10 protein-coding genes and 1 riboswitch are annotated in these 14,323 nt (G+C 68.3%); of the genes, 5 read left to right on the forward strand and 5 right to left on the reverse strand.

Annotated elements, in window-relative coordinates; translation table 11 throughout:
- Positions 1-115 precede the first annotated feature (115 nt).
- The 5 genes from N7607_RS19890 to N7607_RS19910 all read left to right on the forward strand — a co-directional run bounded on the left by N7607_RS19890 (position 116) and on the right by N7607_RS19910 (position 10,911).
- Entirely contained in the window at positions 116-3,379 is a 3,264-nt protein-coding gene (locus N7607_RS19890; RefSeq protein ID WP_279867782.1) for a carboxyl transferase domain-containing protein, read from the forward strand.
- Positions 3,380-3,389: 10 nt separating this feature from the next.
- Positions 3,390-4,340 (forward strand): alpha/beta hydrolase, encoded by a 951-nt coding sequence (locus N7607_RS19895; RefSeq protein ID WP_279867781.1) that lies wholly within the window; start codon positions 3,390-3,392, stop codon positions 4,338-4,340.
- An 81-nt stretch (positions 4,341-4,421) separates the two neighbouring features.
- The gene (gene dxs / locus N7607_RS19900) at positions 4,422-6,317 is read left to right on the forward strand and encodes a 1-deoxy-D-xylulose-5-phosphate synthase (protein ID WP_279867779.1); all 1,896 of its coding nucleotides are present in this window, start codon (positions 4,422-4,424) and stop codon (positions 6,315-6,317) included.
- An 88-nt stretch (positions 6,318-6,405) separates the two neighbouring features.
- Positions 6,406-8,622: a methyl-accepting chemotaxis protein gene (locus N7607_RS19905; RefSeq protein ID WP_279867778.1), complete on the forward strand. Its 2,217-nt coding sequence runs from the start codon at positions 6,406-6,408 to the stop codon at positions 8,620-8,622.
- 96 nt (positions 8,623-8,718) lie between these two features.
- A riboswitch (cobalamin riboswitch) is annotated at positions 8,719-8,943 on the forward strand.
- Between the two features lie 81 nt (positions 8,944-9,024).
- Positions 9,025-10,911: a TonB-dependent receptor gene (locus N7607_RS19910; protein ID WP_279867776.1), complete on the forward strand. Its 1,887-nt coding sequence runs from the start codon at positions 9,025-9,027 to the stop codon at positions 10,909-10,911.
- Between the two features lie 63 nt (positions 10,912-10,974).
- On the opposite strand, the gene N7607_RS19915 is transcribed toward N7607_RS19910, so the two are convergent.
- The 5 genes from N7607_RS19915 to N7607_RS19935 form a co-directional block, all read right to left on the reverse strand.
- Positions 10,975-11,775, reverse strand: coding sequence for a cobalamin-binding protein (locus tag N7607_RS19915; RefSeq protein WP_279867774.1), 801 nt, complete (start codon positions 11,773-11,775; stop codon positions 10,975-10,977).
- Positions 11,768-12,187: an MFS transporter gene (locus tag N7607_RS19920; RefSeq protein WP_279867771.1), complete on the reverse strand. Its 420-nt coding sequence runs from the start codon at positions 12,185-12,187 to the stop codon at positions 11,768-11,770. The genes N7607_RS19915 and N7607_RS19920 overlap by 8 nt, the downstream gene beginning before the upstream one ends.
- Entirely contained in the window at positions 12,184-12,795 is a 612-nt protein-coding gene (gene ribA / locus N7607_RS19925; protein ID WP_279867769.1) for a GTP cyclohydrolase II, read from the reverse strand. Before ribA ends, N7607_RS19920 begins: the two co-directional genes overlap by 4 nt.
- A 122-nt stretch (positions 12,796-12,917) precedes the next feature.
- A complete protein-coding gene (locus N7607_RS19930) occupies positions 12,918-13,571 on the reverse strand; it encodes a TIGR02281 family clan AA aspartic protease (RefSeq protein WP_279867767.1) in 654 nt (217 codons plus the stop codon).
- Positions 13,558-14,313, reverse strand: coding sequence for a transporter substrate-binding domain-containing protein (locus N7607_RS19935; protein WP_279867766.1), 756 nt, complete (start codon positions 14,311-14,313; stop codon positions 13,558-13,560). The genes N7607_RS19930 and N7607_RS19935 overlap by 14 nt, the downstream gene beginning before the upstream one ends.
- Positions 14,314-14,323: the final 10 nt, after the last annotated feature.

The following is a 14,323-nucleotide window of genomic DNA, read 5'->3' on the forward strand; positions in this document are numbered from 1 at the left end:
GCCACCACCATCACTCGCACAAATACCCTGCCTTTCGCCTGATCAGGCTTGCTTTACCCCTGCCGCCCGGCGCCTAAGATGGCCGTATCACAAAAACCAGACAGAGCCGCCGGCCATGCCCTTCTCCTCCCTGCTGATCGCCAACCGCGGCGAAATCGCCATCCGCATCGCCCAGGCCTGCGCCGACCTGAACATCCGCTCGGTGGCCGTGTTCGCCGAGGACGACGGCGCCAGCCTGCACACGCGCAAGGCCGATCTGGCCGTGGCGCTCAAGGGGCGCGGCGTACCGGCTTACCTGGACATGGATCAGCTGATCGCCATTGCCCGCGAACAGGGCTGCACGGCAGTGCACCCCGGCTACGGCTTTCTCGCCGAGAACGCCGAGTTCGCCCGCCGCTGTGATGCTGCCGGACTGACCTTCGTCGGCCCGGCGCCGGAGGTGCTGGAGCTGTTCGGCGACAAGGCCGCCGCCCGCCAGCTGGCAGAACGCTGCGGTGCCCCGCTGGTGGCCGGGATCAACCGCGCGGTGAGCCTGGACGAGGCACGCGCCTTCCTCGCCGCACACGGCGCCGCCATGCTCAAGGCCCTGGCCGGCGGCGGTGGCCGCGGCATGCGCGCCATCCATAACGCCACCGAGCTGGATGAAGCCTACGCGCGCTGCCAGTCCGAGGCACAGAGCGCCTTCGGCAACGGCGCGCTGTATATCGAGCAACTGGTGCAGAGCGCCCGCCATATCGAGGTGCAGGTGCTGGGCGACGGCGCGCGGGTCAGCCACCTGTGGGAGCGCGAGTGCAGCCTGCAGCGCCGCCACCAGAAGCTGGTGGAGATCGCCCCCAGCCCCGACCTGGATGCCGGCCTGCGCGAGGCGATCATCGCCTGCGCCCTGCGCCTGGCCGCCGAGGTGAAGTACCGCGGCATCGGCACCTTCGAATTCCTGGTCGAGGGCGAGCACTTCTACTTCATGGAGGCCAACCCACGGGTGCAGGTGGAGCACACGGTCACCGAGCAGATCACCGGCGTCGACCTGCTGCACAGCCAGCTGCGCCTGGCGGCCGGCGCCAGCCTAGCCGAGCTGGGCCTGCTGCAACCGCCGGTGCCGCAGGGCTGTGCCGTGCAGCTGCGGATCAACCTGGAAACCCTGCACGCCGACGGCAGCGCGCGCCCGGCCGCCGGCACGCTGAGCGCCTACCAGCCACCGTCCGGTCCCGGCCTGCGGGTGGATGGCTACGGCTACGCCGGCTACCCGGTCAGCCCGGCCTACGACTCGCTGCTGGCCAAGCTGATCGCCAGCGCGCCCGATTATCCGGGTGCCCTGCGCCGCGCCTATCGCGCCCTCTGCGAATTCCGCCTGGAGGGCGTGGCGAGCAACCTGCACCTGCTGCAGAACCTGCTGCAGCGTGAGGAAGTGCTGAGCAACCAGGTCAGCACGCGCTTCGTCGAACAGCAGCTGGGCGAACTGCTCGGCGCCCATGGCACGGCCCACCCACACCGCTATTTCGCCCAGGCAGACGCTGGCGCCGCCGATAGCCGCAGCGCCATCGAGGCACCGGCAGGCACCCTGGCGCTGAACACACCGAGCACTGGCGTGCTGGTCAGCCTGGAAGTGGCCGAGGGCGATAGCGTCGCCGCCGGCCAGCAGGTCGCCGTGCTGGAGGCGATGAAGATGGAGTTCGTCGTCCGCGCCGAACGCGGTGGCATCGTTCGCGCCCTGGCCGCCGCACCCGGCGATGCGCTGGGCGAAGGCCAGGCATTGCTGTTCATCGAACCCGCCGAGGTCGACGGCGGGCACGCGCAGGATGAGCAGGCAGTCGATCTCGAACATATCCGCGCCGACCTGGCCGAGGTGCTGGAGCGCCACGCGCGCCTGACCGATGCGCGCCGCCCCGAGGCGGTGGCCAAGCGGCGCAAGACCGGCCAGCGCACCACCCGCGAGAACCTGCACGACCTGCTCGATGAAGGCAGCTTCAACGAGTACGGCGCCATGGCCCTGGCCGCCCAACGCCGCCGTCGCCCCCATGAGGAATTGCTGGAGCTGAGCCCGGCCGATGGCCTGGTGGCCGGCATCGGCACGGTCAATGCCAGCCAGTTCGGCAGCGAGGCGGCGCGCTGCATGGCCATCGCCTACGACTACACGGTGTTCGCCGGCACCCAGGGTGTGATGAACCACAAGAAGACCGACCGCATGCTCGGCCTCGCCGAACAGTGGCGCCTGCCGCTGGTGCTGTTCGCCGAGGGTGGCGGCGGGCGGCCGGGCGACACCGACTTCGTCGGCGTGGCCGGCCTCGACTGCCACACCTTCGTCGGCATGGCCAAGCTGTCTGGCCTGGTCCCAACGGTAGGGATAGTCTCCGGCCGCTGCTTCGCCGGCAACGCCGCCCTGCTCGGCTGCTGCGATGTGATCATCGCCGCGAAAGACGCCACCGTCGGCATGGCCGGCCCGGCGATGATCGAAGGCGGCGGCCTGGGCAGCTTCAAGCCCGAGCAGGTCGGCCCCACCAGCGTGCAAGGCCCGAACGGGGTGATCGACGTATTGGTGGAGAACGAGGAAGAGGCCGTACGCGTGGCCAAGCAGTATCTGTCGTACTTCCAGGGGCCGCTGGCCGACTGGGAGTGCGCCGACCCACGCGAGCTGCGCCATGTCATCCCGGAGAACCGCCTGCGCGTCTACGACATCCGCCGGGTGATCGAGCTGCTGGCCGACAGCGGCAGCGTGCTGGAGCTGCGCCGCCAGTTCGCCCCGGGGCTGATCACCGCCTTTATCCGTATCGAGGGCAAGCCGTTCGGCCTGCTCGCCAACAATCCCGCGCACCTGGGCGGCGCCATCGACGCTGTGGCCGGCGACAAGGCCGCGCGCTTTATGCAGCTGTGCGACGCCTTCGATATCCCCATGGTGTCGCTGTGCGACACCCCCGGCTTTATGGTCGGCCCGGAGGCGGAGAAGCAGGCCACGGTGCGCCATGTGTCGCGCATGTTCGTCGCCGCCGCCAGCCTCAGCGTGCCGTTCTTCACCCTGGTGCTGCGCAAGGGCTACGGCCTCGGTGCCCAGGCCATGGCCGCTGGCAGCTTCCATTCGCCGCTGTTCACCGCCGCCTGGCCCAGTGGCGAATTCGGCGCCATGGGCCTGGAGGGCGCGGTGCGTCTGGGCTTCGCCAAGGAGCTGGCGGCCCAACCGGACGACGCCAGCCGCCAGACGCTATTCGACAAACTGGTGGACAAGGCCTACGCCAACGGCAAGGCGCTGAACATGGCCAGCTACCTGGAGATAGACGCCGTCATCGACCCCGCCGAGAGCCGCGCCTGGCTGCTGCGCGGGCTCAACGCGGCGCCGAAAGCGCCTGCTCGCACAGGCAAGAAACGCCCCTTCGTCGATACCTGGTAAGGACGCACCCATGCACATCGAGCATCAGCTGCTGGCGGTCAACGGCATCGACCTAAGCCTCTACAGCGCCGGCCCGGCGCACGGCAAGCCGGTGTGGCTGCTGCACGGCTTCCCCGAGTGCTGGTACGCCTGGCACCCGCAGATCGAGGCGCTGGCCGCCGCCGGTTACCGGGTGTTTGCCCCGGAAATGCGTGGCTACGGGCAAAGCAGCGCGCCGGCCGATCCCGCCGCGTATGACCTGCTGACCCTGTGCGGCGATATTCAGGGCGCCATGGATGCCCTTGGGCAAACCGATGTCGCGGTGGTCGGCCATGACTGGGGCGCACCGGTGGCCTGGCACCTGGCCCTGCTGGAGCCCGAACGGGTGCAGGCCCTCGGTGCGCTGTCCGTTCCATTCGGCGGGCGACCCAAGCGCCCGGCCATCGAGATGATGCGCGCGGCCTACGCCGGGCGCTTCCACTACATCCTCTACTTCCAGCAGCCGGGCCTGGCCGAGGCCGAGTTGGATGCCGACATCGGCCGCAGCCTGCGCCTGCTGCTCGGCGGCCTGGAGGGCGCGCTGCTGGCCGACAAACCGGCCGATGCCAGACTGTTCGACGGCGCAGACGACCTGCCGCTGCCGGCCTGGTGCTCGCCAGAGCTGTTCGCCGTGTACGAAAAGACCTTCGCCGGCCGCGGCTTCCGCGGTGCGCTGAACTGGTACCGCAACTTCGAGCGCAACTGGCAGCGCACCGAGCACCTGGGCGAGTTGCAGGTCGAGCAGCCGACTCTGTTCCTGCTCGGCGACCGCGACCCGGTCGGGCGCTTCGAGGAGCCAACGCTCAAGCGTATGGCCGCCAAGGTGCCGCGCCTGGAGCAGCACCTGCTGGAAGGTTGCGGTCACTGGCTGCAGAGCGAGGACGGTGCGCGGGTCAATGCGCTGCTGCTGGACTTCCTGGCGCGGCATTACGCCGCGGACTGATCCGCTTACAGGTCGTTTGGGCTGTTTCCGGCGCTTCAGGTAAACTGCCGCATCTTTTGTATGCCTATAACGATCTGCCTGATGCCGACCACCTTCCACGAAATCCCCCGCGAGCGTCCCGCCACGCCCCTGCTCGACAGCGCCGACACCCCGGACGGCCTGCGCCGCCTGGCGGAAAGCGAGCTGGAAAGCCTGGCCGACGAGCTGCGCCAATACCTGCTGTACAGCGTTGGCCAGACCGGCGGGCATTTCGGTGCCGGCCTGGGCGTGATCGAGCTGACCATCGCCCTGCACTACATCTTCGACACCCCGGACGACCGCCTGGTGTGGGACGTGGGCCACCAGGCCTACCCGCACAAGATCCTCACCGGCCGCCGCGAGCGCATGGGCAGCCTGCGCCAGAAGGACGGCCTGGCCGCCTTCCCGCGCCGCAGCGAGAGCGAGTACGACACCTTCGGCGTCGGCCACTCCAGCACCAGCATCAGCGCCGCCTTAGGGATGGCCATCGCCGCCCGCCTGCAGGGCAGCAAGCGCAAGTCGGTAGCGGTGATCGGCGACGGCGCGCTGACCGCCGGCATGGCCTTCGAGGCGCTGAACCATGCCTCCGATGTGAAGGCCAACATGCTCGTGGTGCTCAACGACAACGACATGTCGATCTCCAAGAACGTCGGCGGCCTGTCCAACTACCTGGCCAAGATCATCTCCAGCCGCACCTATTCGAGCATGCGCGAAGGCAGCAAGAAGATCCTCTCGCGCCTGCCGGGCGCCTGGGAGATCGCGCGCAAGGTCGAGGAGCACGCCAAGGGCATGCTGGTGCCCGGCACACTGTTCGAGGAGCTGGGCTGGAACTACGTCGGCCCCATCGACGGCCACGACCTGCCCACACTCGTCGCCACCCTGCGCAATATGCGCGACCTGGAAGGCCCGCAGTTCCTGCATGTGGTGACCAAGAAGGGCAAGGGCTTCGCCCCGGCCGAGGTCGACCCGATCGGCTACCACGCCATCACCAAGCTGGAGCCGATCAAGGCACCAGTCGAGCCGAAGCAACCCTCCGGTCCCAAATACTCCGCCGTGTTCGGCCAGTGGCTGTGTGAGATGGCCGCCGCAGACCCGCGCCTGGTCGGCATCACCCCGGCGATGAAGGAAGGCTCCGACCTGGTGGCCTTCGCCGACAAGTTCCCCGAGCGCTACTTCGACGTCGCCATCGCCGAGCAGCACGCGGTGACCCTGGCCGCCGGCATGGCCTGCGACGGCGCCAAGCCGGTGGTGGCGATCTACTCCACCTTCCTGCAGCGCGCTTACGACCAGCTTATCCACGACGTGGCCGTGCAGCACCTCGACGTGCTGTTCGCCATCGACCGCGCCGGCCTGGTGGGCGAAGACGGCCCGACCCACGCCGGCAGCTTCGATATCTCCTACCTGCGCTGCATCCCCGGCATGCTCATCGCCACACCCAGCGACGAGAACGAGCTGCGCCTGCTGCTGACCACCGGCTACCACTTCCAGGGCCCGGCGGCCGTGCGCTACCCGCGCGGCAGCGGCCCCAACGCCGCCATCGACCCGACGCTTGCGCCGGTCGAGATCGGCAAGGCCGTGGTCCGTCACCGGGGTAGCAAGGTCGCCATCCTGGCCTTCGGCGTGCAACTGACCGAGGCCCTGCGCGTCGGCGAGTCGCTGGACGCCACCGTGGTCGACATGCGCTTCGTCAAACCCATCGATGAGGCCCTGCTGCGCGAGCTGGCGGCCAGCCACGAGTTGCTGGTGACCATCGAGGAAAACGCCGTGATGGGTGGCGCCGGCAGCGCGGTCAGCGAGTTCCTCGCCGCCGAGAACATCGTCAAGCCATTGCTGCACCTGGGCCTGCCCGACTACTACGTCGAGCACGCCAAGCCGGCGCAGATGCTCGCCGAGTGCGGGCTGGACAGCGCCGGCATCGAAGCCGCCATCCGCGCCCGCCTGGCCCTGCTCGACGCCTGACCTCCCGGCCCGTACGGCCCGTTTCTTGCACTATCGTTCCGGATAACTACAAGAAACGTGCGCCGTCCTCGGACGGCCGGGAGTTCACATGCCTCTGCTCAGTCATCGAATGGATTTCCATGGCCGCGAGCGCCGCTGGCTGCCGTGGTTCGGCCGCGCCGGCAAGCTGGCCCTGCGCTGGTCCTGTTGGCTCAACCGCGGCCAGGCCGCCCAGATCGAGAAGACCTTCGCCGGCCTGGCGCAGACCCGCGCCGACCTGCTGACCGGCTGGGCCCGCCAGTACTGGCAGGAGCTGGAGCTGATCGGCAACGGCCTGAGCCAGGCCTGGCCGAGCCTGGCGGACGAGGATCTGGCCCAGGCACGGGCCCATATGCCGGAGGTCTCCGAGCTGTTCGTGGCCGCCCCGGACGGCCGCATCCTGGCCTCCAGCCACGCCCCGCGCGCCGGCCAGAAGCATGACCCGGACGCCACCGCCGCCGGGCTCAAGGCGCCCTTCCTGCGCGGACCCTATCTGGACCCGCTGACGCTGAGCCTGGGCGCCACCACTTCCCAGTTCCACGACGCCGTCACCCTGATGTTCCACCAGCCGCTGCGCCACGCCGGCCAGGTGGTCGGCTGCCTGTGCGCGCGCATCCCCAACGACGTGCTCAGCGACCTGATCCAGCGCGAGGCCGGCCACGTCTACCGCGATTCCGGCGATAACTACCTGTTCATGGTGCAGAGCGCCTATGACCCAGCCATCGCCCCCGGCACCGCGCTGTCGCGCTCGCGCTTCGAGGACGCCACCTTCAGCGGCGGCGACAACCTAAAACAGGGCATACCAACGCCCTTCGGCACCATCCGGGTGCGTCACCACACCGAATTCGAGCTGCGCTTCACCGCACCGGCAACCGGCGAACTGCACCCCGGCGTGCGCGAGACCATCCGCCACGGCAGCAACCTGTTCGTGCTCTATCCAGGCTACCCGGACTACCGCCATGTGCCGGTGATTGGTGCCGGCCTGACCCTGCGCCTGCCTGGCTCGCCGGATACCTGGGGGATGATGTGCGAGGGCGACCTGGAAGAGGTCTACCGCCAGCGCAGCCTGAGCTATGCGCTGTGCCGCCAGCTGCTGTTCGGCCTGTGCGCGCTCGGCGGCCTGCATCTGCTGCTGGACGCCCAGCTGCCGCAGCAGGCCTCGGCCATCACCTTCGCCGTCGCCGGCCTGCTGCTCGGCGCGTTCTGGGCATTCAGCCTGCGCCCACGGGCGCGCAAGCTGCAGGCCCTGTCGGACTTCTTCCTGGACACCGCCGAATGCGGCGCACCGCTGAGCAACCGCCTCGGCGTGGAGCGCTTCGGCCGCGACGAGGCCGGCGCCCTGGCCGGTTGGGTCAACAGCTTCGTCGACAAGATGGACCACACCATGCAGGGCATCGTCACCGCCGGCGACGCCCTGCAGCGCACCTCCAGCGGCCTCAGCCGCACCGCCGCCAGCGCCACCCGGTGCGCCGCCCAGGGCCAGGCGGCGGCCGTGTCTACGGCGCGGGCGATGCTCGAGGTCAACCACAGCATCGGCAGCACCACCGAGCACATAGTCGACAGCGAAAGCGCCTCGCGCCAGGCCCTGGAGATGAGCCGCGCCGGCAGCGACGCGGTGCGCCAGAGCGCCGAGGACGTGACCCAGCTGGCCGCGCGCATCGAGCAGTCGAGCCAGGCCCTGCAGGCGCTGAACCAGCAGACCGAGGAGATCCAGCACATCAGCGAAGCGATCCGCGCCATCGCCGAGCAGACCAACCTGCTGGCCCTCAACGCCGCCATCGAGGCGGCGCGGGCAGGCGACAGCGGCCGCGGCTTTGCCGTGGTGGCCGACGAGGTGCGCAACCTGGCCCAGCGCACGGCCCAGGCGACCCAGGAAATCGCCAGCACCCTGGGCGGCGTGCGCCAGCAGACCCGCGACGCCATGGATGCGATGCAGGCCTGCCAGGACGCGGCGCAGCGCGGGGTGGCGCGCTCCCACGAGGCCAACGCGGCGCTACAACGCATCCAGGCCGAAGTCGAGGCTATGCAGGGCCGGCTCGGCCAGGTCAGCCAGTCCATGCAACAACAACTGGCCCAGGTGCAGGCGGTGACCGACCAGGCCCAGGCCATCACCGGCGCTGCCGAGCGCAGCAGCCAGAGTGCCGACGAGACGCGCCAGGCGGCCCAGGTGCTGGCCCAGCTGGTGCTCGACCTGCACAAGACTGCCAGCCGCCTGAGCCGCCAGGACAGCAGCGAGAAGGCCAACATCAAGGTGACCGACTCGCGCCCCAGCCCGGTCGGTGCATGAGTGTTTGCATCGCCGGCCGTCGCGCATGAGCGAAACTCAAGCCGACCATGGCTAAACTTGCTTGAGATTCAACACGCCGTGCACTAAGGTGCGCGGCGTTTTATTTTCCGCCTAGGTGCGCCCAGAGCCTGTCAGATCGACAGGGTCGGCGTTAAACGGGAAGCCGGTGCGCTCCGCAAGGAGCAATCCCGGCGCTGCCCCCGCAACGGTAATCGACCGCAGCCCACAGGCTGCACGCCCGCTCATCAGCCACTGGGTTTCCCGGGAAGGCGAGCCGGCGCGTCGAGAGCCCGGAGACCGGCCTGGACGGATTCGACTGGTGTTGCGGAGGGCAGCACCGTCAGGCGCCTGCCCGCGCCTGTCCTGCCCTCCTCGAAGTCTTGCGATCTTTGAGGAATCTCCATGAAGCTGTCCCGTTCCCTGCCTCTCTCGGCCCTGGCCGTTGCCCTGCTGCCCGGCACCAGCACCCTGGCTGCCGACCAGGAAGCCGCGCTGAAGCTGTCCGAAACCCTGATCAGCGCCAACCGCGATGTGCAGCAGCGCAGCGCCAGCAGCACCGCCAACACGGTATTCACTCGCGCCGACATCGAGCGCCTGCAGCCCTCATCGGTGAGCGAACTGCTCAAGCGCGTACCTGGCGTCCAGGTGACCGACAACGGTATCGGCAGCCTGACCAGCCTGTACATCCGTGGCACCAAGTCGGCCCAGAGCCTGGTGCTGGTGGACGGCATGCGCATCGGCTCGGCCAGCTCCGGCGACAGCAACCTGCAGCACATTAACGTAGACCAGATCGAGCGCATCGAAGTGCTGCGCGGCCCGCGCTCCGCGGTGTATGGCGCCGACGCCATCGGCGGCGTGGTACAGATTTTCACCCGCCGCAGTGCCGGCGCGGGCCTCAAGCCCTTCGTGCGCATGAGCTACGGCAGCAACGACAGCTGGCAGCGCAGCGCCGGCATCTCCGGTGGCGACGAGCAGACACGTTTCAGCCTGGCCGGCAGCCTCGACGAGACCGACGGCATCGACCGCACCGGCACCTCCTACGGCTCCGACCAGGACCACGATGCCTACCGCAACAAGGCCTTCAGCCTGAGCCTGAGCCACAGCTTCAGCGAACAGCTGGAGGCCGGCGTCAATGTGCTCGACCAGCGCGGCCGCACCGAATTCGACAACCCCTTCGGCCGCTTCGACATGACCACCTTCGAGTCGGTCGGCCAGGACCCGTACAGCGACTTCACCGTCAGCAGCGTCTCCAGCTACCTCGATGCGCAGATCAACGATATCTGGAACAGCCGCCTGGAAGTCGGTCACAGCGAGAACCGCGAGGAGAGCCTGGACAAGCTCAGCGACGAGCGCGGCGTGTTCAACACCTACCGCGACTCGGTGAATTGGCTCAACACCCTGGCCCTGAGCGACAGCCACAGCCTGCTGCTGGGCGCCGACTGGTACGAGGACCAGCTCAACAGCAACACCGCCTTCGACGAGCATCAACGCTGGAACCAGGCCGCCTTCGTTCAGCACCGCTATGATGGCGAGCACTTCTCCACCGAGCTGGGCGTGCGCCACGACAAGAACGAGCAATTCGGCAGCGAGAACACCTGGAGCGGCGCCCTGACCCTGCCGCTGAACGCTGTCAACGACCTGATCCTGTCCTACAGCGAAGGCTTCCGTGCGCCGACCTTCAACGACCTGTACTACCCGGACTACAGCAACCCGGACCTCAAGCCCGAGCACTCGAAGAGCTACGAGCTGCAATGGCGCAGCGAGCTGACCGAGAGCACCCGCCTGGAGGCCTCGGTGTATCGCACCGATATCAAGGATGCGATCGCCAACGATCAGAACTTCATCCCGCAGAACATCGCCACCGCGCGCATCCACGGCTTCGAGGCGACGCTGCAGCAGGAGCTGTTCGGCTGGCAGGGCCAGCTCGGCATCGCCTTCGTCGACCCGCGTGACCGCGACACCGGCCACACCCTCAACCGCCGCGCCCGCCGCACCCTGAGCCTGGATCTGGACCGCGCCTTCGGCGACTTCGCCGTGGGTGCCACCTGGCAGGCCGCGAGCAGCAGCTACGACGATCCGAACAACCAGTACCAGCTGGCCGGCTACGGCCTGCTGGGTCTGCGCGGCAGCTGGCAGGCGACCGGCGAGCTGAAGCTGGAGGCGAAGATCGACAACCTGCTGGACAAGGATTACCAGCGTGCCCTGTACGAGCACGAGGGTGAGCGCTACGGCTACCGCCAGGAAGGCCGCACGGCGATGCTCGGCTTCGTCTGGACTCCCGAGCTGTAAGCGTTAAGCGCAATGCACAAGGCCCCTTTCGGGGCCTTTTGTCTTTCTGCGCTACGGTGTGGCTCAACGAGCCTTGGCCAGCATCGCGCAGAGTTTTCCGATAGCCGCCAGCATCTGGAAGCTGGGGCGCTCCAGGCCCTTGTCCGGCACCGTCCACAGCTGCTGGCGCCGTACTGCCGGCAACTGCGGCCAGGCCCGCCAGTGCTGCAGCTCGGCATCGCTGCCGGCGAGTATCACCTCGGGCGCGCGCCCCAGCACCGCCTCGACATTGACCTGCGGCGCCGGCAGCTGCAGATCGGCGAACACGTTGCGCGCACCGCAGACGTTCAGCGCGTCGCCAATGATCTGCCGCCCGCCGATGGTGTACAGCGGCTCATGCCAGACCTGGTAGAACACCGGCAGCGGCGGTTCGCGCCGGTAGCGCTCGCGCAGGCTGGCCAGGCCAGCGCGGAACTGCTGGCGCAGCTGGCGACCACTCTCGGCATGGCCGACCCGCTCGCCGACCTCGGCGAACTGTTCGGCCAGCTGGTCGAGGTCATGGGGCTCGCCGACATAGAGCGGGATGCCGAAGGACTTCAGCTGTTCGCGCTGGGCAGCAGGAACGCTGTCCGGCCATAGCAGCAACAGATCCGGGCGCAGCGCCAGCAGGGTTTCCAGTTCCACCTGGCCGTACCGCCCCACCGAGGGCAGGTGCGTCAGTTCAGGCGGCCGCTCGCCGCCATCGAGCACACCGACCAGGCGCTTCTCGGCGCCCAGTTCCAGCATGATTTCCGACATCGAGGGGGCCAGGCTGACCACCCGCTCCGCCGCGCCCAGCGGCAGGCTCAAGGCGAGCAGGCAGGTGGCGAAGAGACGCTTAGCCAAGCTGGCGCGGGATGCGGTACAGGCAGAGCAGCACCACGCTGCTCAGGGCAAGAAGAATCAGGGCGACGGCATTCAGCCCGCTGAACAGGGCAATGGCGGCGACCCAGCCCGGCAGGCAGGCGCCGAGGAAGGCCTTGCGCCGCTGGCGCGCCAGCTCCAGCCAGGCCTCGCGCTCATGCTCGCCATCCAGGGCCGCCTCGGTAGCGATCAGCGCGCGCTTGTAGGCGGAGAACAGCGGCAGGCTGACGAACATGGACGCCATGCCGGCGATGAACAGCGGCATCTCCAGCACCGTCCCCAATGCCTGGCTGCCACCGAACAGCAGATTGAGGAAGAACAGCGGTGCCAGGGCGAAGCCGAGCCAGCGCCACCATTCAAGGGCGAGCCGGCGACGCACTTCGGCGCGCGTCACTCGGTCTCTTCCTGGTGCTGCAGCCCCAGCATGTGACCGAGCTTGCCGGCCTTGGTCGCCAGGTACTTGCTGTTGTGCGGGTTGCGCCCGATCTCCAGCGGACGGCGCTCGGCCACGCGCACGCCAAAGCCTTCCAGCGCCTTGACCTTGCGCGGGTTGTTGGTCATCAGATTGATCGCGCGCACACCCAGGTGATCGAGCATCGGCTGGCAGATCGAATAGTCACGCTGATCGGCGGCAAAGCCCAGGCGCTCGTTGGCTTCCACGGTGTCGGCGCCGGCATCCTGCAGTTCGTAGGCGCGGATCTTGTTCAGCAGGCCGATGCCACGACCCTCCTGGCGCAGGTACAGCAGCACGCCACGGCCTTCGCTGGCGATGGCGCGCAGGGCGGCTTCGAGCTGGGCGCCGCAGTCGCAGCGCTGGCTGAACAGGGCATCGCCGGTCAAGCACTCGGAGTGCAGGCGGCCCAGCACCGGCTGGCCATCGGCGATATCGCCCAGGGTCAGGGCCACATGCTCCTTGCCGCTCTCCTCATCGAGGAAACCGTGCATGGTGAACACCGCGAAGGGTGTGGGCAGCTTGGAGGCGGCGACGAAGACGACGGACACCGTGTGCTCCTGTTGGACGTTCGGCAGAAAAGGCCGGCATTGTACCAGCAGCGTCGCACTGCGGCGCAGCGTGAATTGTCGGGGATAAGGATCGAAAGGGCCGATGAATCGGCCAAGCGCATCTAGAGCTTGGACTCCAGCTGCAGCACGCCGTTCTCCTCGCGCCAGCGCACCCGGCTGAGGAAGCTCATGCCCAGCAGCACTTCGGTGGGCGAGTCACCCTCCAGCACCGCACCCTCCACGCCGAGCACTTCCAGGCCGCCGATCTTCACGCTGTCGAGCTTGATCCGCCAGGCGCGGATATTGCCACCGGCGGTGCTGGCCACCATGGGCTTGCCCTGCACCCGATAATCGATGCCCAGGCGGCGGGCCTGGCCCTCGTTCATCGCCACCGAGGTGGCACCGGTATCGACCAGGAACTGCACCGGGTGGCCATCGATGGAGCCGGCGATCCAGTAGTGATTACCAACCCCACGGCTGATGCTGAGCTGGGCCTTCTGCGGCCCGGAGGCGGCGCCGCCCTGGTTGTATTCGCGGCTGATGCCGTAGCTGCGTTGCACGCCATCGACTTCCAGCACCGCGCCCTTGCTGTCGGCACTGACCACCTTGACCCCGCCGGGGCCGGTCTGGCCGCTGCGTACCAGCTTGCGCTGGCCATCCACCAGCAGCACCGCAGCGCCGGGGAACAGGCCGACCACCTGGACCTGGGTCTCGGCATGCAGCAGGGGAGTCAGGACCAGCAACAGGCTGGCGGCGAACAGCTCAAGGCGACGCATCTGGGATCTCCATGTCCTCGTCGAAGGGGTAAGGCTGCTGCCAGCGACTGAAAATCGCTCGCAGCGCGCCGTCACGCACCAGCTCGGTCATGCGCCGGTCGAAGAGTTCGGCCAGGGCGCGACCGCGGGCAGTATCGGCAAAGCCGGCATACAGCGGCAAGCGGGTCAGCACGGTAGTGCGAAAGCGCGCAGGGTCCGAGCCCTCGTGCAGCACGTCCTCGACCTCGGTGGAGGCATCCAGGTAAAAGTCGGCATGGCCCAGTTCGAGCATGCGCAGGATGCCGACGCGGCGCTCGATCTCCTCGAAGCGGCTGATTCCTGGCAAATAGCGCTGGTACTCGTAGCCACGCATCCACGCCAGGCGGTACTGGCCGATGCTCTGCAAGGTCGGCACCGGCTGCTCGCGCAGCGAGAGGGCGGCGATCTGATCGGCGTCGTAGGGCCAGCGTGGGTAGATGATCTTCTCGCTGATCTCGTCGCGATACGAGCCCAGCCAGGCATCCGCCTCGCCACGCTGGACCAGGCCGATGGAGCGGGTGTAGGGCACGATGCGGAAGCGCACCTTCACCCCGGCCGGCTCGAACACCTGGCGCATGACATCCCAGGCCAGGCCGCTGCCGTCCTCATTGGTATGACCGACCCAGTGCTCGCTGACCAGCTGGATCTCGGCCGGCAGTGCCTGGCCGGCCTGGGCGATTGGCCACCCCAGGCACAACAGCAACGCCAGCCAGCAGACACGCATGTGCAGCCTC

Source organism: Pseudomonas sp. GD04019 (assembly GCF_029837695.1).
GTDB lineage: Bacteria > Pseudomonadota > Gammaproteobacteria > Pseudomonadales > Pseudomonadaceae > Aquipseudomonas.

Excerpts from the sequence above, each read along its gene's own strand:
- N7607_RS19905 (WP_279867778.1), top strand. The coding sequence starts at position 6,406 with ATGCCTCTGCTCAGTCATCGAATGGATTTCCATGGCCGCGAGCGCCGC.
- N7607_RS19935 (WP_279867766.1), bottom strand. The coding sequence starts at position 14,313 with ATGCGTGTCTGCTGGCTGGCGTTGCTGTTGTGCCTGGGGTGGCCAATC.
- N7607_RS19890 (WP_279867782.1), top strand. The coding sequence starts at position 116 with ATGCCCTTCTCCTCCCTGCTGATCGCCAACCGCGGCGAAATCGCCATC.
- dxs (WP_279867779.1), top strand. The coding sequence starts at position 4,422 with ATGCCGACCACCTTCCACGAAATCCCCCGCGAGCGTCCCGCCACGCCC.
- N7607_RS19930 (WP_279867767.1), bottom strand. The coding sequence starts at position 13,571 with ATGCGTCGCCTTGAGCTGTTCGCCGCCAGCCTGTTGCTGGTCCTGACT.
- N7607_RS19895 (WP_279867781.1), top strand. The coding sequence starts at position 3,390 with ATGCACATCGAGCATCAGCTGCTGGCGGTCAACGGCATCGACCTAAGC.
- N7607_RS19910 (WP_279867776.1), top strand. The coding sequence starts at position 9,025 with ATGAAGCTGTCCCGTTCCCTGCCTCTCTCGGCCCTGGCCGTTGCCCTG.